General features: G+C 66.0%; 22 protein-coding genes and 1 pseudogene. 4 read left to right on the top strand and 19 right to left on the bottom strand.

The window, feature by feature from the left end; translation table 11 throughout:
- From MKD38_RS22010 to metC, 7 genes and pseudogenes are all read right to left on the bottom strand, one after another.
- Positions 1-348: pseudogene (locus MKD38_RS22010) on the bottom strand (NAD(P)(+) transhydrogenase (Re/Si-specific) subunit alpha); the annotation flags it as partial.
- A 75-nt stretch (positions 349-423) separates the two neighbouring features.
- Positions 424-1491, bottom strand: a complete 1068-nt coding sequence (locus MKD38_RS22015; RefSeq protein WP_252680031.1) for a porin — start codon at positions 1489-1491, stop codon at positions 424-426.
- A gap of 208 nt (positions 1492-1699) precedes the next feature.
- The gene (locus tag MKD38_RS22020; RefSeq protein WP_252680033.1) at positions 1700-3004 is read right to left on the bottom strand and encodes a D-amino acid dehydrogenase; all 1305 of its coding nucleotides are present in this window, start codon (positions 3002-3004) and stop codon (positions 1700-1702) included.
- A gap of 23 nt (positions 3005-3027) precedes the next feature.
- Positions 3028-4059, bottom strand: coding sequence for a Bug family tripartite tricarboxylate transporter substrate binding protein (locus tag MKD38_RS22025; RefSeq protein ID WP_252680035.1), 1032 nt, complete (start codon positions 4057-4059; stop codon positions 3028-3030).
- A 103-nt stretch (positions 4060-4162) separates the two neighbouring features.
- Positions 4163-4942, bottom strand: coding sequence for an SDR family NAD(P)-dependent oxidoreductase (locus MKD38_RS22030; RefSeq protein ID WP_252680037.1), 780 nt, complete (start codon positions 4940-4942; stop codon positions 4163-4165).
- Positions 4943-4961: 19 nt separating this feature from the next.
- Positions 4962-5897, bottom strand: a complete 936-nt coding sequence (locus MKD38_RS22035; protein ID WP_252680039.1) for a 4-hydroxy-tetrahydrodipicolinate synthase family protein — start codon at positions 5895-5897, stop codon at positions 4962-4964.
- A gap of 67 nt (positions 5898-5964) precedes the next feature.
- The gene (gene metC, locus MKD38_RS22040) at positions 5965-7194 is read right to left on the bottom strand and encodes a cystathionine beta-lyase (RefSeq protein WP_252680041.1); all 1230 of its coding nucleotides are present in this window, start codon (positions 7192-7194) and stop codon (positions 5965-5967) included.
- A 207-nt stretch (positions 7195-7401) separates the two neighbouring features.
- Here metC and MKD38_RS22045 point away from each other — a divergent pair, with 207 nt between their 5' ends.
- Entirely contained in the window at positions 7402-9735 is a 2334-nt protein-coding gene (locus MKD38_RS22045) for a molybdopterin guanine dinucleotide-containing S/N-oxide reductase (protein WP_252680043.1), read from the top strand.
- A 64-nt stretch (positions 9736-9799) separates the two neighbouring features.
- Here MKD38_RS22045 and MKD38_RS22050 read toward each other — a convergent pair whose 3' ends face one another.
- Positions 9800-10147, bottom strand: coding sequence for a DUF3088 domain-containing protein (locus tag MKD38_RS22050; RefSeq protein ID WP_252680045.1), 348 nt, complete (start codon positions 10145-10147; stop codon positions 9800-9802).
- A 235-nt stretch (positions 10148-10382) separates the two neighbouring features.
- Between MKD38_RS22050 and ftrA the strand changes: the two genes are divergently transcribed.
- Complete coding sequence (ftrA, locus tag MKD38_RS22055; protein ID WP_371925728.1) at positions 10383-11423, top strand: transcriptional regulator FtrA; 1041 nt, start codon at positions 10383-10385, stop codon at positions 11421-11423.
- A gap of 12 nt (positions 11424-11435) precedes the next feature.
- Here the strand turns inward: ftrA and MKD38_RS22060 are convergent, their stop codons facing one another.
- From MKD38_RS22060 to cyoA, 9 genes are all read right to left on the bottom strand, one after another.
- Positions 11436-11894 (bottom strand): Lrp/AsnC family transcriptional regulator, encoded by a 459-nt coding sequence (locus tag MKD38_RS22060; protein ID WP_252680047.1) that lies wholly within the window; start codon positions 11892-11894, stop codon positions 11436-11438.
- A gap of 260 nt (positions 11895-12154) precedes the next feature.
- Positions 12155-12946 (bottom strand): transporter substrate-binding domain-containing protein, encoded by a 792-nt coding sequence (locus MKD38_RS22065; protein ID WP_252680049.1) that lies wholly within the window; start codon positions 12944-12946, stop codon positions 12155-12157.
- 124 nt (positions 12947-13070) lie between these two features.
- On the bottom strand, positions 13071-13970 hold the full coding sequence (locus tag MKD38_RS22070; protein ID WP_252680050.1) for a MipA/OmpV family protein: 900 nt from the start codon (positions 13968-13970) through the stop codon (positions 13071-13073).
- Between the two features lie 102 nt (positions 13971-14072).
- On the bottom strand, positions 14073-14324 hold the full coding sequence (locus tag MKD38_RS22075) for a hypothetical protein (protein WP_252680052.1): 252 nt from the start codon (positions 14322-14324) through the stop codon (positions 14073-14075).
- A gap of 18 nt (positions 14325-14342) precedes the next feature.
- Positions 14343-16088: a nitrite/sulfite reductase gene (locus MKD38_RS22080; protein WP_252680054.1), complete on the bottom strand. Its 1746-nt coding sequence runs from the start codon at positions 16086-16088 to the stop codon at positions 14343-14345.
- Positions 16089-16114: 26 nt separating this feature from the next.
- Positions 16115-16492, bottom strand: a complete 378-nt coding sequence (gene cyoD, locus MKD38_RS22085; RefSeq protein WP_252680056.1) for a cytochrome o ubiquinol oxidase subunit IV — start codon at positions 16490-16492, stop codon at positions 16115-16117.
- Positions 16489-17133, bottom strand: a complete 645-nt coding sequence (gene cyoC, locus MKD38_RS22090) for a cytochrome o ubiquinol oxidase subunit III (RefSeq protein WP_252680058.1) — start codon at positions 17131-17133, stop codon at positions 16489-16491. Before cyoC ends, cyoD begins: the two co-directional genes overlap by 4 nt.
- 3 nt (positions 17134-17136) lie before the next feature.
- Positions 17137-19113 (bottom strand): cytochrome o ubiquinol oxidase subunit I, encoded by a 1977-nt coding sequence (cyoB, locus tag MKD38_RS22095; RefSeq protein WP_252680060.1) that lies wholly within the window; start codon positions 19111-19113, stop codon positions 17137-17139.
- Position 19114: 1 nt separating this feature from the next.
- Positions 19115-20125 carry a ubiquinol oxidase subunit II gene (cyoA, locus tag MKD38_RS22100; RefSeq protein ID WP_252680062.1) on the bottom strand — a complete coding sequence of 337 codons (1011 nt, stop codon included), beginning with the start codon at positions 20123-20125 and terminating at the stop codon, positions 19115-19117.
- 234 nt (positions 20126-20359) lie between these two features.
- On the opposite strand from cyoA, the gene MKD38_RS22105 reads away from it, so the two are divergent.
- The gene (locus MKD38_RS22105) at positions 20360-21676 is read left to right on the top strand and encodes an aminotransferase-like domain-containing protein (RefSeq protein WP_252680064.1); all 1317 of its coding nucleotides are present in this window, start codon (positions 20360-20362) and stop codon (positions 21674-21676) included.
- Here the strand turns inward: MKD38_RS22105 and MKD38_RS22110 are convergent.
- Positions 21673-21894 (bottom strand): DUF2798 domain-containing protein, encoded by a 222-nt coding sequence (locus MKD38_RS22110; RefSeq protein WP_252680066.1) that lies wholly within the window; start codon positions 21892-21894, stop codon positions 21673-21675. The genes MKD38_RS22105 and MKD38_RS22110 overlap by 4 nt on opposite strands.
- A 98-nt stretch (positions 21895-21992) precedes the next feature.
- A complete protein-coding gene (locus tag MKD38_RS22115; protein ID WP_252680068.1) occupies positions 21993-22796 on the bottom strand; it encodes an SDR family NAD(P)-dependent oxidoreductase in 804 nt (267 codons plus the stop codon).
- Positions 22797-22971: 175 nt separating this feature from the next.
- Here MKD38_RS22115 and MKD38_RS22120 point away from each other — a divergent pair, with 175 nt between their 5' ends.
- A complete protein-coding gene (locus MKD38_RS22120) occupies positions 22972-23922 on the top strand; it encodes a GlxA family transcriptional regulator (RefSeq protein ID WP_252680070.1) in 951 nt (316 codons plus the stop codon).
- The last annotated feature ends 70 nt before the right edge of the window (positions 23923-23992 follow it).

Consider the following 23992-nt stretch of genomic DNA (forward strand, 5'->3'; position numbering starts at 1 on the left):
CGCTTCGAGCGCGAACGCGGTGATGTTGGCGGCCGACATACGCGCGTTGTTCTCGGCATCGAAGGGATTGAGCATGCCCACCAGCACCGCGCCGGGCTTCATCTGCGCCAGTTCGGCGGCATCGGGTGCGCGCACCTTGAGCACCAGCTGCGCGCCGAGCGCGTCGGCGGCGCTGCCGATGGTGGCGCCGACCGCCTCATACGCGCCGTCGGGCTGGCTGGCGTTCAGGCCGGCACCGGCCTGCACCACCACCTTGTGGCCCTGGGCGACGTATTTCTTGACGGTCTCCGGGGTGGCGGCAACGCGAGTCTCGCCGGCCCGCGTCTCGCGCGGGATACCTATGTACATCTCTGTCTCCTTGGCTGATTGGTCGGTGTTCGGCAGCGGGCGAGCGGAATACCCTCAAACGCCCTGCGCGCGGTACTAGAAGATATGCTTCATGCCCGCCGCCACGCCGGTCTGTCCGACGCCTGGCGCGACCCTGGTCGCACTCGCCACGCCCAGCGTCGAGCGGCCCGCATTGTCCATGTAGGACGCATTGACATAAAGCTCCGTGCGCTTCGATAGGGTGTACGCCGCCTGCAGCACGTAGCTGGTGGCGTCGTCAGCCGAGGCATGGGTATCCGTCCGGTAGATGCCGGCGCGCAGCGTCAGCGCCGGTTTGACCGCGTAGGCACCGCCGAGCCAGTAGAGATGGGAACGGCTGGCGGGCGCGGCCAGGCCGTTCTGCAGGAGCCGGTATCCGGCCTCGGCGGTGAAGGGGCCGCTGGTGTAGAGCAATCCTGCCGCGTAGCGGCGTTCAATGTTGCCCGCAGTGGCCGTGGAGGTGCCGCGGCGCTGGTCGTAGGCAATGGCGAATCCGAACTTGCCGATGGTGTATGAAGCGCCGGCACCGATTTCCTGGCCGACGCGCGGCGCGCCGGGGACTTCGCTGCCATTGGCGATGGTCGAGTCATAGCCGGCGCTGTACAGCCCGCTGATGGTCAGTTCGCCGAAGTTGCCCGTGTACTTGATGGCATTGTCCGCCCGGCCGGCGAACTGCGCATCGTGGGCAAGCACCGAGTAGGGCGCATAGCGGTTTGCGTCAAAGGGGATGAACAAGTCGAACAGGATATTGTTCTGGCGCCCAAGCGTGACCTTGCCCCAAGGCCCCGCGATACCGACGAATGCCTGCCGGCCGAACAGGCGGCCGCCAAATCCGGCCATGCCAGTGTCGGTCAGGAAACCGCTCTCCAGCACAAAGATCGCGCTCATGCCCGCGCCCAGTGCTTCCGTGCCCCGCATGCCCCACCGCGATGCCGCGGTGTTGCCGGAGGTGACGCGGTACGCGGACCCCGCACCACCCGGGCCGGCATGGCTGACATACTCCACGCCGGCATCCATCACGCCGTACAGCGTGACGCTTGACTTTGTCTGTGCCTGTACCTGTGCCGTCGCGGCAAGCAGGCATCCCACCGACGCCGCGAGGGCGCTCTTTGCTGATGTCTTCATCGTTCTCCTCCGTATCTGTGTTCGAGTTGTTGCCCGCGCAGGGCAGCACTCGCCGCGGCCCCGGAACGGGCGATGCGGCGATAGCCTGGTGATGCGGTTATGGCGCTTCAGCGGGCTGCGGTGCGCGTCACCCAGGCGCTGCCTCCGCGCTGATGGCACTCGGCCGCGAACTGGGCCGCCGTCAGCTACGCCCGTGCAAGGGTATGGATCAGGCCAGGGGAGCCGGCGCGCGTTCGGCGCGTTGCATGCCGAAGCGCTCCACGGTAAGTCCGTCCATGTCGATTTCCGGCGGCCTGCCGGATACCGCGTCGGCTACAAGCCGGCCGGTGCCGCACGCCTGTGTCCAGCCGTTGGAGCCATGGCCGGCATTCAGGTAGAGGCCTTGCAGTGGTGTCGCACCGAGGATGGGCGGCCCGTCCGGCGTCATCGGACGAAGGCCGGCCCACGACGTGGCCGCGGCATGATCGAGTCCTCGCGGAAAGAGCCGTCGCGTCAGTGTCGACAGCAGTTCCGTACGGACCCGGCGCACCGACAAGTCATAGCCGACGAACTCGGCCATTCCCGCGACGCGCAACTTGTCGCCCAAGCGGGTCAGCATGATCTTGTTGTGCTCGTCCATGATTGCCATGCGCGGTGCCGCCCTGGTGTCGGCAATGGGGATCGTGATCGAATAGCCCTTGAGCGGGTAGACCGGGATCCGCAGGCCGGCAGTAGCGAGCAGCGCGGGTGCCTGGCAGCCGAGTGCAACCACGCAGGCGTCGGCCTGCCGCTGATCCGTCTGCCCGCCCAGCGTGATCTCGACGCTGCGAAGGCGGCCGTGCGCATGGACCAGCCGGGTTGCCGAAGCGCCGTACTGAAACGACACGCCGCGATGGGAAAGATAGCTGGCCAGGCCTGCGCAGAACTTCGCGCTGTCGCCCGATGCATCGTCCGGCAGATGCAGTGCGCCTTGCCATGCCGCGGCAGACGCCCGCAGTGATGGTTCCAGCGCCACGGCTTCATCGCGACTCATCATCCGCCATGGCACCTGGAACTGGCTGAGTGTGCGCGTGGCTAACCGTGCCAACTCGACTTCCTGGTCGGTCTCGAGCAGTTGCAACGTGCCGTCGCGGTGAAAGCCGAAGGCGAGTTCCGGCACTTCGTCACGCAGGGCCTGCATGCAGCGCATGCTGTAGTGCGCCATGCGCTGCATGCGTGCCTTGTTGACGCCAAAGCGCTCCGCATTGCATTCCTTGAGCCATAGGGCGAGCCAGCGCAGGCGCTCGGCGTCCGGCATCATCGAGAAGCGCACCGGCGCATGCTTTTGCAGGGCCATGCGCAGCACCTTGTGCGGCATGCCCGGCGACGCCCACGGGCCGGCAAAGCCGGGGCAAAGGCCCCCTGCGTTGCCGAAGCTCGATCCCATCCCCGGGCCCGCATGTCGCTCCAGTACGGTCACCTCATGGCCGTCGCGCCACAGGTGGTAGGCGGCGGAGATGCCGGCAACGCCGGCGCCAAGCACTAGTACGCGCATGTCTGCTGCCCCGTTCCAAGGATTCAGTCGGCCGTGATGTGCGCGCGATCGATGATCGCGCGATAGCGCCTGGTTTCGCTGTCGATATATTGCTCGAAATCACCACCATTCTTGTAGGCGCTCTCGAAGCCCAGGCCGCTCAGGCGATCCTTGATGTCAGGCGACGACATGACCCTCGCCGAGGCGCTGTCGAGCTTCTTCCTGATCCCATCGGGCAGCCTGGCCGGCGCCCACAGGCCATACCAGGAATAGAACTCGAAGTTCTTGAATCCGGCTTCCTGCATGGTCGGGACCTCCGGCAGCAACGGGCTGCGCGTGCGCCCGGTCACCGCGATCGCGCGCAATTTGCCGGCCTTGACCCCGGGCAGCGACGAGAGCATGGGATCCATCATGCCCTGGGCCTGGCCGCTCATGAGGTCGGTCAGCGCCGGGCCGCCGCCCTTGTACAGGGCAATCGGCACCTGCAGGTCCGCGATGCCGCTGTCATACATGAACTGGGACAAGGCCAGGTGGCCGGCCGAGCCGTTGCCGCTGGTCGCGAAGTTGTACTGCCTGGGATTGGCTTTCACGGCGCGCGCCAGTGCCTGCGGCGAGTTCGCCGGTACCTGCGGATTCACGCTGAAGATCAGCGCCCCTTGCGCGAGCATGCTGACCGCGGTGAAATCCTTGACCGCATCGAACTTGATGGTCTTCCGGTAGAGCATCGGGTTGATGTTGTGGATCGATGCGTTGAGGTAGAGGGTGTAGCCATCAGGCGCCGCGCGGGCGACGATGCCGGCCCCGACCAGGCCTGATGCACCCGGCCGGTTGTCGACAATGACGCTTTGCTTCAGCTCCTGGCCAAGCTTCATCGCGAACACGCGCGCAAGGCCGTCCACCGAGCCGCCAGGCGCATGCGGCACGACGACGGTGATGGTACGAACGGGATAGGCGCTGTCAGGCGCGGATTCCGCTTTTGCGACGCCCGCGGACGTCAGGGCGAACAGAAGGAAGAGGCCCATGCTGGCGACTGGCACGTGGCGGGAACGGATCTGGGTGAGGGGGCGTGGTTGCATGGCCGGATCAACGAAACTTGCAGGACAAGGGAAGGCAGCGCCATCGCGCGCGATGACGTGGGACGAGGCGCTGCGTTGAAATGGCTTCGGTGAAGCCGGTGGCTCAGAAGGTGCCGGGGTAAGCCGCGCCGTCGATCAGGATGTTCTGACCGCAGATATAGCCCGCCTGCCCGGAGCAGATGAAGGCGCACAGTGCGCCGAGCTCTTCGGGCCGGCCATAGCGGGCTGCCGGGTTGCTGGTGCCGCGTTCGTTCCACAGTTGCTCGAAGCTCTTGCCGGTCGACTCCAGCATGCCTTCGATGTGGTGGCGCTGGGCGTCGGTCGCGAATACGCCCGGGAGCAGGTTGTTGATGGTGACGTTGTGGCGAACGGTCTGGCGCGCAAGCCCCGCGACGAAGCCGACCAGGCCGGAGCGCGCGCCATTGGACAGGCCCAGTTCCAGCTGCGGCGTCTTCACGCTGCGCGAGACGATATTCACGATGCGGCCGAAGCGGCGTTCGATCATGCCGTCGACCGTTTGCCGGATCATGTCGATCGGCCCGATCATCATGGCATCGATGGCGGCGTGCCAGTCTGCCGGTGTCCACTGGCGGAAATCACCGGGCGGGGCACCATCCGCGTTATTGACCAGGATATCCGGGGTGGGGCATGCCGCCAGCGCGGCGGCGCGCCCCGCGTCCGTGGTGATGTCCGCTACCACGTACCTGACATCACCCCCGGTCGCGGCGCCGATTTCCGTGGCCGCCGCGGCCAGCGTGCTCTCCGTGCGGGCAGCAATGCATACCTTCACGCCTTCCGCTGCCAGTTGCTGCGCGCAAGCGCGCCCCATGCCCTTGCTTCCGCCAAAGACGAGTGCATGGCGCCCTGCAATGCCGAGTTCCATTGATCGCTCCCGGTTCGGTTCAAACGGCCTTGAGCATCGGCGACGACCAGCCGTACTTCCGGTCGAGTTCGAGTTCCTTGATGACGCGCAGACCCCGCAGCAGGGGCTCGCCCTCCAGGCCGGTGAGCGGCTTGCGCAGTTCGCCCGAAGGCAGGCCCACCGCCTTCATCAGCGATTTGATCGATACCGGGTTGATGGCGGAATAGGCGTAGTGCAGCAACGGGAGATTCCGCAGGTAGGCCTGGTGGAAGCTGGCCGCGGTCTCGGGGGATGTCCATGGACGGGAGATCTGCGCCAGCTCCGCCGGGGCGATATTGCCGGTCATGTTGGCGGTGCCATGGCCGCCCAGGCTCATGGTTGGAACGACCAGGCCAAGGTTGGGCGAGTCGCAGCACATCACGGAGACGTCCGGCGCGCCGCGCAGCACTTGCGCTACCTGTCCCACCCGCGTCGTCGACTCCTTGTGGACGACATAGTTGGGGTGCTTGAAGATGCGCAGCAGGCTGTCCCAATGCAGGTCGGTCTTCACGCGCGGCGGGTTGTTGTAGATGCCCAGGGGCAGGTCGGTCTCGTCGGCCACTTCCAGGAAGTAGCTTTCGATGTCGGCCTCCGGGGCGCAGATGTAGGCGGGCGCGGCGATGATGGCGCCATCCGCGCCATTGGCCCTGGCAAAGCGCAGATAGTCCTTGGTGGTCTGGGTGTTGTTGCCGGTGCAGCCATAGAACAGCTTCATCTTGCCGGTCTTCATCTTCGCGGTTTCCACGATGATGGCCTCGCGCTCTTTTTGGGAGAGCATCGAGACCTCGCCCGTGGACCCCATGATCAGCACCGCCGAGGTCCCGTGGCGTTCCTGGAAATCCAGCAGTTCGCGAAAGGCGCCGAAGTCCGGGCTGCCGTCCTTAGCGAAGGGGGTGATCAGGGCCACAAAGGACCCTTCAATCTTCATCTTGCTCATGTCTGTCTCCGTCGTAAATTTTGTATGGGCCGGGGCCGGGACAATCCGGCGCAGGCTGCGTTGTCGTTCAGGTCGGGCAAGTGTGGTTGGCGTCGACGCCTTGCCTTGCCTCCCCGGTGGACTCATGCGCGCAAAGCGCCATCAGGCCGCGCTGCAGATCGTCGATCAGGTCTTGCGGGTCTTCGAGACCCACATGCAGGCGCACGGCCTGGCCTTGATAGGGCCAGCGCGCGCTGGTGAAGTGCTTTCCCGGCGTGAAAGGGATGGCGAGGCTTTCATAGCCACCCCAGGAAACCCCCAGGCCAAAGTGTTTCAGCGCGTCGACGAAGGCTGCGAGTGATCCTTTGGAATGCGTGCGCAAGACAACGGAAAACAGGCCACAGGCACCGGTAAAGTCGCGCTTCCACAGCGCATGGCCCGGATGCGACGGCAGGGCGGGATGCAGCACCGCCTCGACTTGCGGCTGCTGCGCCAGCCATTGGGCAACGCGCAGTCCTGATTCCCAGTGGCGCTGGAGCCGGACCGCCATGGTGCGCAGGCCGCGCAGTGCCAGGTAGACGTCGTCCGGACCGGCAGTCTGGCCCATGTCCTGAGTGGTCTGCTTGATCCGGGGCCAGGTATCCCGGTTGCAGGTAACCACGCCAAGCATGGCATCGGAATGGCCGACGATGTACTTGGTGGCGGCCTGGATCGAAACGTCGACGCCGTGGGCGAACGGTTTGAAGTAGAGCGGCGTTGCCCAGGTGTTGTCCATCACCACCACGGCGCCATGTCGATGCGCGGCAGCGCAGATTGCCGGGATATCCTGCATGTCAAGCGTCTCCGACCCCGGCGCTTCGACATACACGACCCGCGTGTTGAGCCGCATCAGTGCTTCGAGCGGCGTGCCGCCGGCGGGATCGTAGGTCTCGACTTCGACGCCGAAGCGCGTCAGCACGCGCTCCAGAAAGGCGCGGGTTGGCGAATAGGCGCTGTCAGTGACCAGCACGTGGTCACCTGCCGACAGCAGTGCCGTCAGTGCGGTGCTGATCGCCGCGAGGCCGGACGGAAACACGAGCGAACGGTAACCGCCTTCCAGCGCGGCAACGGCTTCTTCCAGCGCATGGGTCGTGGGCGTGCCGTAGCGACCATAGGTCGTTGCGCCAGGCTCTTCCGCAGCGCGGGCGCGCTTCATTTCCTCCCATTCGGCCATCGACCCGGCGAGAATGGTCGAGGCCCTGAAGACCGGCGTGTTGACAACCCCGCCGAACCGCTCCGGGTGGCGGCCGGCGCAAACTAACTGAGTGCTTTCTTTCATCGGATCTCCGTGGCTGAGCGGTGCGGCTTTCATGTTGGTGATTGCCGCTGGAATGTCGACCAGCTTAGGGATGCGTCCTGAGAAAATTCATCTCATTTGATCGGCGCATCCCATCCATAAGAGAAAAAAATGCTCGCGTGGCTCGCCCAACATTGGGCGCTTGCGCCGCTCGTAGCGGGCGCCTGTATCCCGATGGAGGAGACCTACATGAAACCTACGCATGCTGCTGCCGATGTCCGCGGCCGCTTTCCCACGCTATCGCACTGGGGTGCCTATACGGCGGTGGTGGAAGGCGGGAGGCTGGTCGCGTGCGAGCCGTTTCTCGGCGACAGCGCGCCCTCACCGATCCTGCAATCCATGCCGGGGATGGTGCATTCGCCGCTGCGGGTCCGTCGGCCCGCGGTGCGGCGCGGCTGGCTGCGCAAGCGCGAGCACGCGCAGCGCAGCGAGCGGGGCAGCGATGACTTCGTTGAGGTGGACTGGGACACCGCGCTGGACCTGGTGGCGGGCGAGCTGGCGCGAGTACGCGGGGAGTACGGCAATGCTTCCATTTTTGGCGGCTCTTACGGCTGGTCTTCCGCAGGGCGCCTGCATCATGCACGCACGCTGACGCACCGCTTTCTGTTCGCAGGCGGCGGCTGCACCACGCAGGCGGGCAATTACAGCTGGGGTGCCGCGCAGTTCCTGCTGCCCCATGTGATCGGCACCTACAAGCCGGTCACGGGGAGGGTGACCGACTGGCGCAGCGTTCTTGAACACACGGAGCTGTTCATCGCCTTTGGCGGCCTGCCGTTACGCAACACCCAGATCACTTCCGGCGGCGCGGGCGCGCACAGCTCGCAGGAATGGATCGAACGCGCAAAGCGATCAGGGGTAAAGTTTGTCGTAGTCAGCCCGACGCGCGCTGACATACCTCATGGCCTGCAGGCCCGCTGGGTGCCGATCCGGCCCAATACTGACACCGCGCTGATGCTGGGCATGGCGCACACGCTGCTGACGCGCGGCCTGCACGCGGCGGATTTTCTTTCGCGCTATTGCGAGGGCTTTGACGCATTCGCGGCCTATCTGCTGGGCCGCAACGACGGCCAGGCCAAGGACGCCCGCTGGGCGGAGTCGATCTGCGCGGTGCCGGCCGAGACCATCATCGAACTGGCCACCGAAGCAGCCCGGCAGCGCACCATGTTGAACTGCACATGGTCGTTGCAGCGCGCCCATCACGGCGAACAGCCGTACTGGGCCAGCATCGCGCTGGCCTCGATGCTGGGGCAGATCGGTCTGCCAGGCGGCGGCTTTGCGTTCGGGCATGGCTCCATCAACGGTGCCGGCACGCCCCGGCCCGACATCGCGGCCCCGGAGATGGGCGCGGGTACCAATCCCGCGCGCAGCGCCATCCCCGTCGCGCGTATTTCGGACATGCTGCTGCACCCCGGGGAGCGCTACGACTTCAACGGCCGTGAAGGCACCTATCCGGATATACGCATGGTGTACTGGGCCGGCGGCAACCCGTTCCACCACCACCAGGATCTCAACCGGCTGGCACGGGCCTGGCAAGTGCCGGAGACGATCGTGGTGCATGACAGCTGGTGGACGCCCACCGCGCGGCGCGCGGACATTGTCCTGCCGGCCACGACCACGCTGGAGCGCAACGACATCGGCGGCTCGTCAAGAGACCGGTACGTGCTGGCGATGCATCAGGCGCTGCCGCCCCAGTACAGCAGCCGCAATGACTTCGACATCTATCGGGACCTGGCATTGCGTGCCGGCTGCGAGTTGACGTTCACCGAAGGCCGCGATGAATTCGCCTGGATTCGCCATATCTACGACAGCATGGTGGAACGCTGGGCAGGGGCGGGCTTCGACGCGCCGCCATTTGAACAGTTCTGGGAGCAGGGGTACACGTGCTTGCCGCAGCCGGCTACGCCGTTCGTGCTGTTCTCGGACTTCCGTGCTGATCCGGAGGGCAGTCCGCTGAGCACACCCAGCGGCAAGATCGAGCTCTACTCCCGGCGCATTGGCGAATTCGGCTACCAGGATTGCCCTCCGCATCCGTCCTGGCTGCCGCCTGCCGAATGGCTCGGAGATGCCGCAGCCCGGCGCTGGCCGTTGCACCTGATTACATCCCAGCCGGCCGATAAGCTGCACTCCCAGCTGGACGCGGGTAGCCACTCCCTGGCAATGAAGGTCCGGGGCCGGCAGGCAATCCATATACACCCGCTGGACGCGGCGGAGCGCGGCATCGCGCAGGACGCAATCGTACGCGTGTTCAACGAGCGCGGGGCATGTCTGGCGGGCGCGCGTCTGGACGATGCACTGATGCGCGGCGTCGTGGTGATGTCGACCGGTGCCTGGTTCGATGCGAGCGACGGTTCGCTTGAACGCCATGGCAATCCCAACGTCCTGACGATGGACCGCGGCACCTCAGCCCTGGCCCAGGGGTGCAGCGCGCATTCCGCGCTGGTCGAGATCGCGCCGTGGGTCAACGGGAACCCGCCGGAGGTTCGTGCCTTCGACGCGCCGCAGGTGTCGCCGACGGCTGATTGAAGCGCGGGGCGGCGCCGTTCCCGTTACACCTGCCTCGCGCACGAGCGTTCGCGCGAGGCTGCGGTCAGGAAGTTGAGTGCGCCACCCCATATTGCGACGACAGGTATCGACGAATATGGTCGGGCGAGTCGACGAATCGCGTTTGGCCGTGCATGCGGAACTCCACGCTGTCGTCGACCGGCTTGCGTCCGGCGCCGAGCACCAGAACAGGGGCGGACTGGTTTGCCTCGCCGATCAGGTCGACGATTGCCTTGCGAGGCCGCTGCGCATCGATATATTCGACGTCAATCTGGCTACGCAACTGCGGGAAAAAGCTAAGCAGGCCTTCGATGGCAACGGCGTCGCCGCAATAGAAGGGGCCTTCCAGGCCTTGCGTAAAACCGGGGCGGAGCATCAGTAGCTTGTCTTTCACTTTCTCTCTCACTGTAGATTAAGTTTCTGGCGGACTCTGCTCCCCGTCGGGTCGCGATCCACCGAGCCAAGGATAGGGATCGCGGGTTGAATGAACTAGTGGCACGAACGACAATTTTCGTCTGGATCATGCCAAAGTGTGCCGCATCGTGATCCGCAGCGCGTGGGTGCACCGGATATCCTCGCGGTGCGCTGCAACTGCCACGTTTCGACGCTTGCGGGACCCGAGGCAGCTGATGCAAAATCCCGGCGAGATGGCATCAATACCTATTACTACCCGCATCGTGCCAAGGAAGGAAACGCAATCGGGCACCAATGGGGGGCTTGTCGCGGTCGTCGTCTACGACGGCCTGAGCCTCTTCGAATTCGGCTGCGCCGTTGAAGTGTTCGGTATGCCCAGGCCGGAAATGGGAGAGGCGTGGTATCGCTTCGCGACCTGTTCGGCAGAGCTCGGGACGTTGCGCGGGCCGGGTGGCATCCAGGTCCAGGCTGACGGTGGCCTTGAACTTCTGGCGAAGGCGAAGACGATCATCATCCCCGGCTGGCGCGATATTGAAGCGGAAGTGCCAACCGAGCTCTGCCGTGCCTTGCGAAAGGCGAACAAGCGGGGGGCGAGAATCATGTCGATCTGCACCGGTGCCTTTGTCCTGGCCGCAGCAGGATTGCTCGACGGCAAGCGCGCGACTACGCACTGGCGGCACGCGGCAACGCTAGCGGAGCGATATCCGGAAATCCGGGTAGAGGCAGATGTGCTCTACGTCGATGCCGACGATGTCCTGACTTCGGCCGGAAGTGCAGCAGGAATCGATCTGTGCCTGCACCTGATCCGCCGGGACTTCGGCCCGCGCGCAGCCAATCAGGTCGCACGCCGACTTGTCATGCCGCCACACCGTGAAGGCGGCCAAGCCCAGTACATTGCCGAACCGGTCTCGAAGCGCAGCAACGCCTCGCTGGCACCGCTGGCGGACGCGGTGCGCGCAACCTTGGACCAAGACTGGCCGATTGCCAGGATGGCAAGGCAAGCGGCAATGAGTGCCCGCACCTTCCAGCGGCACTTTGCCAGTATGATGGGAATGCCGCCTGGAGAGTGGTTGCTGATAGAACGCCTGAGCCGGGCGAGGGTGTTGCTCGAAGAGACCGATGCGTCCGTGGATGACATCGCGGTGCAAGTGGGGTTCGGCGCTGCAGCCACGTTGCGCAATCACTTCCGGATCCGGTTTGGAACCAGTCCCGGATACTACAGGCGGCGTTTCAGCACCTCTGCGCTTTCAGCATGACCGGTTGCCGGCTTAGGCGTAATCCAAGGGTAGCGCAGTGGTGTACTTGATCTGTTCCATGGCAAAGCTGGAGCTGACATCGGCTAGCTCCGCCCCCTGGATCAGCTTCTTGTAGACCCGATCATAGGCCGCAATATCCGGCACTACCACGCGCAGCAGGTAATCGGTATCGCCGGCCATCCGGTAAAGCTCGGTTACTTCCGGGATCGATGCCACCAATCCATGGAACAGCTTGATCCAATTCAGGTTGTGCTGGCTGGTACGCACCGAGACAAAGACCGTGACACCGGCATTCAACGCGTCTGCGTCCAGCAAGGCAACCCGCTTGCGAATAATGCCGGCCTCTTCCAGCTTTTGGATGCGGCGCCAGCAGGGCGTCGAGGTCAGGCCGACGCGGTCCCCGATTTCCGTTACGGGGACAGTGGCGTCGTCCTGCAGGATGGCAAGGATTTGTTTATCGTAGCGGTCCATGTCCATTAGCTGGCTGTGTCCGAGGCATGAGAAAAATCGAGGCGGAGCCACGAGCACAGGATAGGGAGCCGGGGTTTAACGGACTAGTGGTGCGAACGACAATTTGCGTTCATATCATGCCAAAGTGAGCCACCTGGACAACGGCAGTCCGATTCCACTGCCGCCACGCCCGGGTTGATGGCCTTAGCAGGCCTACCCGCAAGGCATCAACGCATGGGCCAAAGGCCATTGGGGTATCTGCGTCGATCGCATGCAAAACGCTACTTCCCCAGCCATGCCGCGCGGCGCGCATCGAATTCCCCGCCGGCCCTGGCGAGGTGCAGCCACTGGTCGACGTACCGCTTGAACACCTCGTCGCCATTGGGCAGCAGATAACCCATTTCAGCGTACTGCAGCGGCTTGTCGGGATTGACCGCGCACAGCTCGGGATGGGCCTTGCTCTGGACGATGGCTTCGGCGGCCTCGGTGACGAAGACGTCGGCATTGCCCCGGATCACCTCGTCGAAGATCGTCAGGTTGTCCTTGTGCATGGTCAGCCTGGCCTGGGACAGGTGCGTGCGGGCGAAGCGCTCGTTGCTGCCGCCGGGATTGGCGATCACGCGCACGCCGGGCCGGTTGATGGCCTCCACGGTCTGGAAGCGCTGCACATTCTCGCAGCGCGTGATCGGTGTCTTGCCATTGACCATGTAGGGCGCGCTGAAATAGGCCTGCCTCTGGCGTTCCAGCGACACCGAGATGCCGCCGGCGCCGATATCGCATTTGCCGCTGACGAAATCCGGCATCAGCGTGGCCCAGCTGGTCTTGACGAATTGCGGTTTGGCGCCGAGCGAGCTGGCCAGCGACGTCATCAGGTCCACGTCGAGTCCTTCGTACTGGCCTTCCGACTTCATGAAGCTGAAGGGCTTGTAATCGCCCGGCGTGCAGACGCGCAGCACGCCGGATTGCGCGACGCGGGTCATGGTGGGTGACAGTCCGGCGGCCGGCGTGGCCGGCTGCGAGAACACGGGGGCGGCGCAGAGCAGGGCAACGGCGCTGACGATCGTCCTTGTCATTGGCATTTTCGTTTTTCTCTGGGTGGGATTCGGGAATAGAGCCAGGGCGGCATGCGGAAATATATCGCATGGGCCTGCCCGGGGCGCATGTCGTCAGCCGATAGGCATCGAGCCGCCGGCGGCCTTATTCCCGGCTCGGCACGTAAGTCGACGACTGACCGAAGATCCAGCTCAGTGCCAGTCCGGCGGCAAAGGCGTCCTTCTGGCGCACCAGCGGGCTGTCCTCGAAGCTGGCGCCGTCGAGCCGGTCGTAGCGGACGAAGGCGCCGAACCAGACATGGCGGAAGCGCTTGGACAACGAAGCCAGCGCCATGCTGCCGGAGTAGCCGCCTCGAGCGGCGTAGGCCGGACGGGCCGCGGTGGCGAATTGCTCGTCGACGGAATAGAAATACTGGTTGTAGCGCGCGGTCGAGAACAGCGGACCCGCCATCAGGCCCAGGTTCCAGCCGGCGAGGCCGCCGACATTGGCAACGTCGAGGTTCAGGTTGGGCGAGAAGATCCAGCCGATCGCCTTGGGCGACGATTCCACGGTCACTGCCAGCCGTACGGGCAGGCGCAAATCCAGCCTGGTACGGTCCTCGGCGGAATGCCACAGCGTCACCGCCAGCGACGGCCCGATTTCCACCGCGGTCTTGAGATCCGGCATGCCGCGGCGGACTTCATCCTGGCTGCTCTTGACCGGTAGCGAGAGGCCGAGGCTGACATTGAGCTCGATCCGGTCGCTGTCGAACAGCTTGCCGCGCACCCCGTTGCGGTCCGCGCGCAGATGCTCGCCGCGGTAGACAAAGTAGGGGACCGGAAACAACAGGTTGGCGCGCGAGTCCGAGCCGCGGTAGTGCGGCAGGGTGATGCCGCCGACCCCAAGCCCGGCCTCCCACAACGGCCGCTCGATGGCATCGAAATCCTGCGCCGCGCAGGTGGTTGCGAATGCCGCGGCAATGGCCGGGAGAGTGCGCCAGCGCTTGCGCTGCCCGGTCTGTGGCGAAGCATGCCGTGATCGGCTGGCGCAATACCCGGCTCGCATATCGTGGCTCCGGAGGAACTTCGTGGAAAGGCGGGGGAAAACCGGGCAGGACGGATACCTGGGCAAGTATAGCCAGAGCGCGGCCATCTGCGCGGTTTCGGTTCAGCCGCGGTACTTTTCCCACATCTCCCGCACGATCGATTCCGGCGGCGGCGGCGTCGCCGCGAAACCGGCGACATTGCCGAACACCCGGGCTATGCGGCGCCGGAACGAATCGAGGTCAGCCGTGGGGCCCGGCGATGCACGGTCGATATCGATGATGGTATGCAGCTGCCCGGCGGAAAGCGCGGCGATCGCACGCCACAGGTCTTCCGGGCTGGACAGCGGCTGGGCGATACCAGGCATGGCAAGCATCGGTGATCTCCACGCGGATCATGAAGGCTGGTGCGGCGCCGCCGCGCGCTGGTTGCCGTCCGGGTACACGGCCGCCTGGAACGGTGCCAGGCCGATCCGCGCGACCACGTCGACGAAGCGCTCGGCATCGCTGTCGCGGTGCGCCAGGTAGACGCCGATCAGCTTCTCGATCACGTCTGGCACCTGCTCTTGCGCGAACGAGGGGCCGATGATGCGGCCGATCGCCGCGCCGCCGCCGGCGTGGCCGTCCTGGCTGTCGGCGCCGTTCTGCCGGCCGCCGAGGGTGACCTGGTACCAGGCCGCGCCGGCCTTGTCGACGCCGAGGATGCCGATATGGCCGACATGGTGGTGCCCGCACGAGTTGATGCAGCCCGAGATGTTGAGGTCGAGCTCGCCGATGTCGTGCACGTGGTCGAGATCCTCGAAGCGTTCCTGGATCGCCTGCGCCAGCGGAATCGACACCGCATTGGCGAGCGAGCAGAAGTCGCCGCCGGGGCAGGCGATGATGTTGGTGATCCTGCCGACATTGGGCGTGGCCAGGCCGGCCGCATCGAGCGCGCGCCACAGCGCGGGCAGGCCGCTGCGACGCACGTCGGCCAGGATCAGGTTCTGCTCGTGCGAGACCCGCAGCTCGCCAAAGCCGTAGCGATCGGCGAGGTCGGCCATCAGCTCCATCTGCGCGGCGGTAATGTCGCCCGGCGCGCGGCCGGTGGCCTTGAGCGATGCGGTCACCGCGGCGTAGCCGGCTACGCGGTGCGGATGGACGTTGCTGCGCAGCCAGAGCCGGAACGCGCGGTCGGTGCGGGCGAGTTCGGCGCTTTCATCGGCGCCTCCATCGTCGACTTCATCGGCATCGTCCGCCGCGGCGGGATCATAAGGCGGCACCGTGAAGCGCGCCGCCACCGACGCGACAAAGTCTTCGGTGACGGTATCCGGGCCCCCGCGGATGCGCTGCCACTGCTCCGCGACCTGCTCGCGGAACACCTCCGGAGTGAGATCCTTCACCAGGATCTTGATGCGCGCCTTGTACTTGTTGTCGCGCCTGCCATGCAGGTTGTAGACGCGCAGCGTCGCCTGCAGATAGGTCAGCAGGTCCTGCCAGGCGACGAAGGGATTGATCAGCTTGCCGACCATGGGCGTGCGCCCCATGCCGCCGCCGACCCACACGCGAAAGCCGACCTGGCCGTCCTGCTCGACCGCCTGCAGCCCGATGTCATGTACGCCGACCGCGGCCCGGTCGGTAGTGGCGCCGCTGATCGCAATCTTGAACTTGCGCGGCAGGTAGGCGAACTCGGGGTGCAGCATCGACCATTGCCGCACGATCTCGCACCATACCAGCGGGTTCACCAGCTCGTCGGGCGCGATGCCGGCGAAGTGGTCGGTGGTGGTGTTGCGAATGCAGTTGCCGCTGGTCTGGATCGCGTGCATCTGCACGGTGGCGAGCTCCGCGAGGATCGCGGGTGCGTCTTCCAGGCGGGGCCAGTTGAACTGCAGGTTCTGCCGCGTGCTGAAGTGCCCGTAGCCACGGTCCCAGCGGCGCGCGATCTCCGCCAGCTTGCGCAGCTGCCTAGACGCCAGCATGCCGTAGGGGATAGCGACGCGCAGCATCGGGGCATGGCGCTGGATATACAGGCCATTCTGCAGCCGCAGCACGCGGAACTCTTCCTCGTCGAGTTCGCCGTCGAGAAAGCGGCGGGTCTGGTCGGTGAACTGCACGACCCGCTCGTCGACCAGCCGCTGGTCGATCTCGTCATAGACATACATGGTGAAGGTCTCCTCGCGCCCGCGCGCTAGTCTTTGGCCCGTGCCCGTTCGATGGACATGTCGGTCGGCATCATGTTGATGTCGGCGTTGTGCATCACCCACAACGAGCCGGCGACGACGATGACGATCAGGAAGCCGGTACAGGCGAAGATGGCGGTATTGCCGCGCTGCCCGGCACCGGTGCCCAAATGCAGGAAGTACACCAGCTGCACCAGCAGCTGAGCGACGCACAGGCCAACGACCAGCGCGATCGCGGCGTGGCTGGGCAACGCGCCGGTCATCACCGAGGCAAACGAGGCCACGGTGAGCGCGACCGACAGCAGCAGGCCGATGGTGTAGCTGCGCGCGCTGCCGTGGGTGGCATGTTCGTCCGGATGGACGGAATGAAGGTGGGACGGCTTCATGCGAACTCCCGCAGGTAGACGAAGGTGAAGACGCAGATCCAGACCAGGTCGAGGAAGTGCCAGAACAGGCTCAGGCACGCCAGCCGGCGGCGCACGATGTCGTCGAGGCCGAAACGCCGGATCTGGTGGATCATCACGGCCAGCCAGCACAGGCCCGCGGTGACGTGCAGGCCGTGGGTGCCGACCAGCGTGAAGAACGCCGACAGGTAGGCGCTCACGCCGGGGCCGGCGCCCTGGTGCAGCAGGTGGGCAAACTCGTAGACCTCCATGGCGACGAACAGCGCGCCCAGAACGAAGGTGGCCGCCAGCCAGCGGATCATGCGCGGCGTGGCATTGGCGTCCTGCCGCAGCATCGCCAGGCCGAAGGTGTAGCTGCTGAGCAGCAGCACCATGGTCTCGGCGAACACGAACGGCAGCTCGAACAGTTGCTGCCCGCCAGGGCCGCCCGCGGTGTTGCCGGACAGCACGCCGAAGGTGGCGAACAGCACCGCGAAGATCAGGCAGTCGCTCATCAGGTAGAGCCAGAAGCCCAGCGTGGTATGGGCGGCGGCATCGTGATGGCCGTGGTCGGCGGCGTGTGCCGCCGCATGTGCGGCGTCGTTGCCCGCGTGGTTCAGGGCAGGGGATAGCGTCGGGTTCATGGTTCAGGCTGCTTGTTGCAGTTGGGCGTAGCGGGCGCGCTCGATGCGCTCGACTTCGGCGGCCGGCACGTAGTAGTCGACGTCGCGGTCGTAGCTGCGCAGCACGAAGGTCGCGATCGCGCCGAGCAGCCCGGCAATGGCGACCAGCCACATGTGCCAGACCAGCGCAAAGCAGGACACCAGCCCGAACACCGACACCAGGAAGCCGGCGGCGGTGGGGCGGGGCATGTGGATGTCCTCGTAGCGGGCCGGCTGGCGCCAGGCGCGTCCGGCTTCCTTGTCGTCCCAGTGCTGCTCCAGCGAGGTGATGTGCGGCACCGTCGCGAAGTTGTAGAACGGCGCCGGCGATGCCGTCGACCATTCCAGGCTGCGCCCGTCCCACGGGTCGCCGGTCAGGTCACGGTTGTGCTTGCGGTCGCGGATGCTGACGGCCAGCTGCACCATCATCGCCAGGATGCCGGCACCGATGACGAAGGCGCCGATCATCGCCACCACCAGGTAGGGATGCCAGTCGACGTTGGCGTAGTGGTTCATCCGCCGCGTCATGCCCTTGAAGCCCAGCACGTAGAGCGGCATGAAGGCCAGGAAGAAGCCGGCCAGCCAGCACCAGAACGACACCTTGCCCCAGAACTCGTTGAGCTTGAAGCCGAACACCTTGGGGAACCAGTAGCTGATCGCGGCCAGGCAGCCGAACAGCACGCCGCCGATGATCACGTTATGGAAGTGGGCCACCAGGAACAGGCTGTTGTGCAGCACGAAGTCGGCGCCCGGCACCGCCAGCAGCACGCCGGTCATGCCGCCGACCGCGAACGTCACCATGAAGCCGATGGTCCACATGGTCGAGGTATGGAAGCGGATCCGGCCCCGGTACATGGTGAACAGCCAGTTGAACAGCTTGACGCCGGTGGGGATCGAGATGATCGACGTCATGATGCCGAAGAAGGCATTGACGTTCGCACCCGAGCCCATGGTGAAGAAGTGGTGCAGCCAGACGAAGAACGACAGCACGCCGATCGACGAGGTCGCATAGACCATCGACTTGTAGCCGAACAGCGGCTTGCGCGAGAACGTGGCGATGATTTCCGAAAACGCGCCGAACGCGGGCAGGATCAGCACATAGACCTCGGGGTGGCCCCAGATCCAGATCAGGTTCACGTACATCATGGCGTTGCCGCCCAGCTCGTTGGTGAAGAAATGCATGCCGAGGTAGCGGTCGGCGGTGAGCAGGGCCAGCGTGGCGGTCAGCACCGGGAAGATCGCGACGATCAGGATGTTGGTGATCAGCGCGGTCCAGGTGAACACCGGCATCTTCATCAGCGTCAGGCCCGGCGCGCGCATGCGCAGGATGGTGACGATGAAGTTGATGCCGGTCAGCGTGGTGCCGAGCCCGGATATCTGCAACGACCAGATGTAGTAGTCGACGCCGACGGTCGGGCTGTAGCCGAGCTCGGACAACGGCGGGTAGGCGACCCAGCCGGTCGCGGCGAAGTCGCCGACGAACATCGACAGCATCACCAGCACCGCGCCCATCGCCGACAGCCAGAAACTCAGCGAGTTGACGAAGGGGAAGGCCACGTCGCGCGCGCCGATCTGCAGTGGCACGATCACGTTCATCAGCCCCACCACCAGCGGCGTGGCGACGTAGAAGATCATGATCACGCCGTGCGCGGTGAAGATCTGGTCGTAGTGGTGCGGCGGCAGGTAGCCCGCGGCATCGCCGTAGGCGATGGCCTGCTGGGTGCGCATCAGGATCGCGTCGGCAAAGCCGCGCAGCAGCATCACCAGCGCCAGGATGATGTACATCACCCCGACCTTCTTGTGGTCGACCGAGCAGATCCACTCGGTCCACAGGTATTTCCACTTGCGGAAGTAGGTGATGGCGCCGAGCAGCGCCGCGCCCAGCACGATCACCACGGCCAGCGTCCCCATGATGATCGGCTCGTGGTAGGGAATGGCTTCGAGGTTGAGTTTTCCTAGCATGTCATTGCTCCAGGCGGCCAGGGAGCGCCGACGGGACGCGCTGGAAGGCCTGCAGAGATTCGGGGGTGTCCGCGCGGCAGACCGCGCCGTAGGCCTGCATATACTTGTCGACCACCTGGTCGAACAGCTTCGGCGCCACCGAGGCGTACAGCGTGACCGGATCCTTGCGGCTGGGCTGCTCCAGCGCGCGATAGGCGTTGGCATCGAGCGCCTGGCCCGAGGCGCGGGCCTTGCCGATCCACGCGTCGAATTCCTCGCGCGAGGTCGCCAGGGTCTTGAAATGCATGTCCGAGAAACCCGCACCGCTGTAGGCCGCCGACTGGCCGAGATAGACGCCCGGCGACTCGGCGATCAGGTGCAGGCGGGTCTGCATGCCGGCCATGGTGTAGACCATGCTGCCAAGCTGCGGGATGAAGAAGGCGTTCATCATCGATTCCGAGGTCAGCCGGAAGCTGACGGGCGTGCCGACGGGTATGGCCAGCTGGTTCACCGAGGCGACGCCGTACTCCGGATAGACGAACAGCCATTTCCAGTTCAGCGCGATGACGTCGACCTGCAGCGGCTTGACCTCCGATTCCAGCGGCCGGTACGGGTCGAGGTTGTGCGTCGAGTCCCAGATCAGCACCGCCAGGCAGGCCACGATCACGCACGGGATGCCCCACACCACGATCTCGATCCTGGTCGAGTGCGACCATGTGGGCGCGTAGGTCGCGCGCGTGTTGCTTTCGCGGTAGCGCCACGCAAACCACAGCGTCAGGAAGATCACCGGGATCACGACCATCAGCATCACGAACAGCGATATCAGGATCAGCGATTTCTCCTGCTCGCCGATGCTGCCCTTGGGATTGAGCAGTTCGAGGTTGCAGCCGCTGAGCAGGGCGCTCAGGCCGGCGGCCAGCAGCAACACGCCGATACGGGGCGGCCACGTTGGCGATGGACTGTGGCGGGAGGGCGGGCGGGGCAGCGGGCCTTGTCGGTTCTGATTTGCCGGCCCGGCGGTAGGTTTGAGCATGTCGGACACCTTGGTTACGGATTACCGAAGGCATCCGGCCACGCGCTCCGATTCAAGTGCTGCGTCAGCCCCGCGCGGGCGTGGCTTGTATGGATTCCTTCGGCAATGTCTGGCATGCTATTCGAAGACAAAGGCCATACATCGAGGAAAATTTTGGCTGCAGAATCCATACAAGACAGCGAAATCGCAGCCAGGTGGGATCTGCGGATCGCCACCTCCGGCGTTGCCCGCTACTTGCAAATCGTCGAATACATCGAGCGCGCCATCGGCGAGGGCCGGCTCGTGGCCGGCGACCGCGTGCCGCCGCAGCGCAGCCTGGCACAAGCGCTCGGCGTCGACCTGACCACGGTCACGCGCGCCTACAACGAGGCCCGGCGGCGCCAGCTGATCGAGGCCCGGGGCGCGCTCGGCACCTTTATCGCGGCGCCGCGCGCGGAACTGGCGCGGGTGGTCGACATGAGCATGAACGTGCCGCCGCCGCCGGCCGGCGTGGATTTCCAGGACCTGTTGCGGCGCGGACTGAACCAGGTGCTGCTGCGCAGCGACCCGCAGTTGCTGATGACCTACCAGCTCGGCGGCGGCAGTGCGTCGGACCGCGCGGCCGGGGCGCTCTGGCTGGCGCCGATGTTCGGGCCGGTCGACACGGCGCGGCTGGTGGTGTGCCCCGGCGCCCAGGCCGCGCTGGCCGCCGTGATCCTGAGCCGCACCCGGCCCGGCGAGGCGATCGTGACCGAGCCGCTGGCCTATCCGGGCATTCGCGCCGCGGCGGCGCAACTGGGCCGGCGCGTGGTGGTCGCGCCGTGCGACGGCGACGGGATGCTGCCCGACGCGCTCGCCGCGGCCCGCGCCGACGGCGCCACGCTGGCCTACTTCAACCCGACCGCGCAGAACCCCACCACTCACACCATGCCGGCCTCGCGCCGGGCCGACCTGGCCAGCGCCGCGGAGCGCTGCGACATCGCGCTGCTCGAGGACGACCCCTACTGGCTGCTGACGCCGTCCGCACCGCCTCCGCTGGCGAGCTTTGCGCCCGCCCGCACCTACTACGTCGCGACACTATCCAAGGCGCTGAGTCCGGGACTGCGCACCGCCTATGTGCTGTTGCCCGAGGGCCGCGGCGGCGACGACCTGCTGGCGCCGCTACGCGCCTTCGCGCTGATGCCCGCGCCCATGACCGCGGCCCTGGCCACGCAATGGATCCATGACGGCTCGGCCATGCAGCTGCTCGAGGGCATCCGCGCCGAAGCGCTGGCGCGCTGCGCCCTGGCCAGCCGCTGGCTGAGCGGGATGGGCCAGTTGCCGCCCAGCGGCATCCACGTGTGGCACCGTCTTCCGTCCCACTGGTCCGCGCAGCAGCTGGCCAGCGCCGCGCTGGCGGAAGACCTGCGGGTCACGCCTTCCGATGTGTTCTGGGACGGCGCAGGCGCTCCCAATGCCATCCGGATTTCGCTGGGCGGCGTGGACGACCGGGCCCAGCTGGCGCATGCGCTGCGCAGGCTGGCGGCGCTGCTGGAGCGCGGACCGCGGCAGCATCCCATCACGATCGTCTAGCGGACCCAGCGCTCGACCCGCGCTTGCAGGCGCGGCCCGACCAGCAGGATGGCGGGGATGACGATCACATAGCCGACGCCCCAGGAACGCAGCCAGGTCAGTGCAAAGTCCTCGGTGAATCCCATATTGAGAGCGAGCAGGGCGAACGAGATGATCCCCGTGGTGACCACGCCCATCGCCAGCGCGAAGGCGATTTTCCGTTTCAGTTCTACGTTCATGGCGAATTTCATGTCATAAGGGTTCCGGGCGGCAGGTTTGCGGAGGGCGCGCGCCCGGCGCATATGGCGCAGGCGGCGAGCCCTCCGGACGCGGACGTCTACCGCGCAATGCCGTACCGCGCGGCCGGCTGCGCACGCGAAAGATTGGGGCCGAGCGCGGCGCGTGCCGCCTCGAAGGCCTGCCAGTCCGCGGCGTCCGGCAACGACGGCAGCGTGATCACCTCGCCCTGGTCCAGGCCCGCCAGTGCCGCATCGACCAGGTCGTCGCCGTCCATCACCAGCGCTTGCGGCAGGTTCTCGACAGGCTGCCCGGCCACGTCCCAGAACGCCGTGCGGGTCGCCCCCGGCAGCACCGCCTGGACGCGCACGCCCTGGCCCGCAAGCTCGTGCTGCAGCGACTGGGTAAAGGCCAGCACAAAGGCCTTGGAGCCGCCGTATACGCCGTTCAGCACCTCGGGCGCGATCGCGACGATCGAGGCAATATTGATGATCGTGCCCTGGCCCCGCGCCACGAAGGCCGGCGCAGCGGCGTAGGTGAGGCGGGTCAGCGCCGTGACGTTGAGTTCGATCATCGCCTGCATGGTGTCTGCATCCGACGCCAGCAACGGCGACGCGCCACCGAAGCCCGCGTTGTTGACCAGCGTGGTGATGCTGGCGTCCGTCCTCAGGATGTTCTCGACATGGCGTACCTCGGCCGCCTGGCCCAGGTCGGCCGTCACGATTTCGACCGAGCGGCCGGTCTGGTCGGTGATGCGCCGCGCCAGGGCCTCGAGGCGGCTGCGGCTGCGTGCCACCAGGATCAGGTCATGGCCGCGGCGCGCGAGCCGGTCCGCGTAGATGGCGCCGATGCCCGAAGATGCCCCGGTGATCAGGGCGGTGCCGGCGTAGGTGTGAGTCGTCACGTTGAAGCTCCATAACAGTGGGAAGGCGGTGATAAGTTCCGTGGCAGCCGGCGGTGCGTATCGCCGCTGCGTGCATCGAAGATTAGGTGCACAATGGCGATGGCAACAATGTCGTAGATCCCACCTTTTATGCCATGGCAGGAAATGTACCTTCCACCGCCATCAGGAGTTCACCATGCACCATGTGGCCATTGCCCTCTATCCCGGCTTCCAGGCGCTGAACCTTGCGGTGTCGACGGTGCTCGAGTTCGCCAACCGGGCGCTTGGCGAGCCGCTGTACCAGGTTCACCTGCTGTCCGAGCATGGCGGCCCCGTGGCGAGTTCCGGGGGCTTTGCCGTCAGCACCGCGCCCTTTGGCCGGCGTCGCTTCGATACCGTGCTGGTGGTGGGAGACAATGACGTCCTGCCTGCGCCGCCGGCGCTGGTGAAGTTCCTGCAGCGCGCGGCGCGCACTTCGCGGCGCATCGGCGCGACTTGTACCGGTGCCTTCACCCTGGCGGAGGCGGGCTTGCTGGCCGGCCGCCGTGCCACCACCCACTGGCATTACGCGGAGGAGTTGCGGCGCCGCTTCCCGGACGTCAGCGTGGAGGAGGACCGCATCTTTATCATCGACGGTCCGGTGTGGACCTCGGCCGGGATGTCGGCCTGCATCGACCTGGCGCTGGCACTGGTGGAGAAAGACGTGGGTGCCGCCGTCGCGCGAGGCGTGGCCAAGAGCCTGGTTGTGTACCATCGCCGCGCCGGCGGCCAGTCACAATTTTCGGCGCTGCTGGACCTGGAGCCGCGCTCCGATCGCATTCGTGGCGCGCTGGATTTCGCGCGGCAGAACCTGGGGCAGGATCTCTCGGTGGAGCAGCTGGCGAATGCCGCGCACCTCAGCGCCCGGCAGTTCTCTCGCGCGTTCCGCGATGAAACCGGGCAGAGCCCGGCCAAAGCCGTGGAGCGCCTGCGCGTGGAGGCGGCGCGGCTGATGATGGAAAGCGGACGCCACCCCATCGACGTGGTGGCCCGGGATACCGGTTTCGGCGATCCCGAGCGCATGCGGCGGGCCTTCCTGCGCGCCTTCGGGCAACCGCCGCAGGCGATCCGCCGCATGGCGCGCGGCGGCGCCTTGCAGACCGCTTAGCTGGTGTCCGCGTCACATTGTCTCGATACGGGTGTTCCGAGGCAGGGCGTCTTTCGCGAACGCCGGAAGC

The sequence above is a fragment of the Cupriavidus sp. WGlv3 genome (assembly GCF_023952475.1).
Lineage (GTDB): Bacteria > Pseudomonadota > Gammaproteobacteria > Burkholderiales > Burkholderiaceae > Cupriavidus > Cupriavidus phytorum.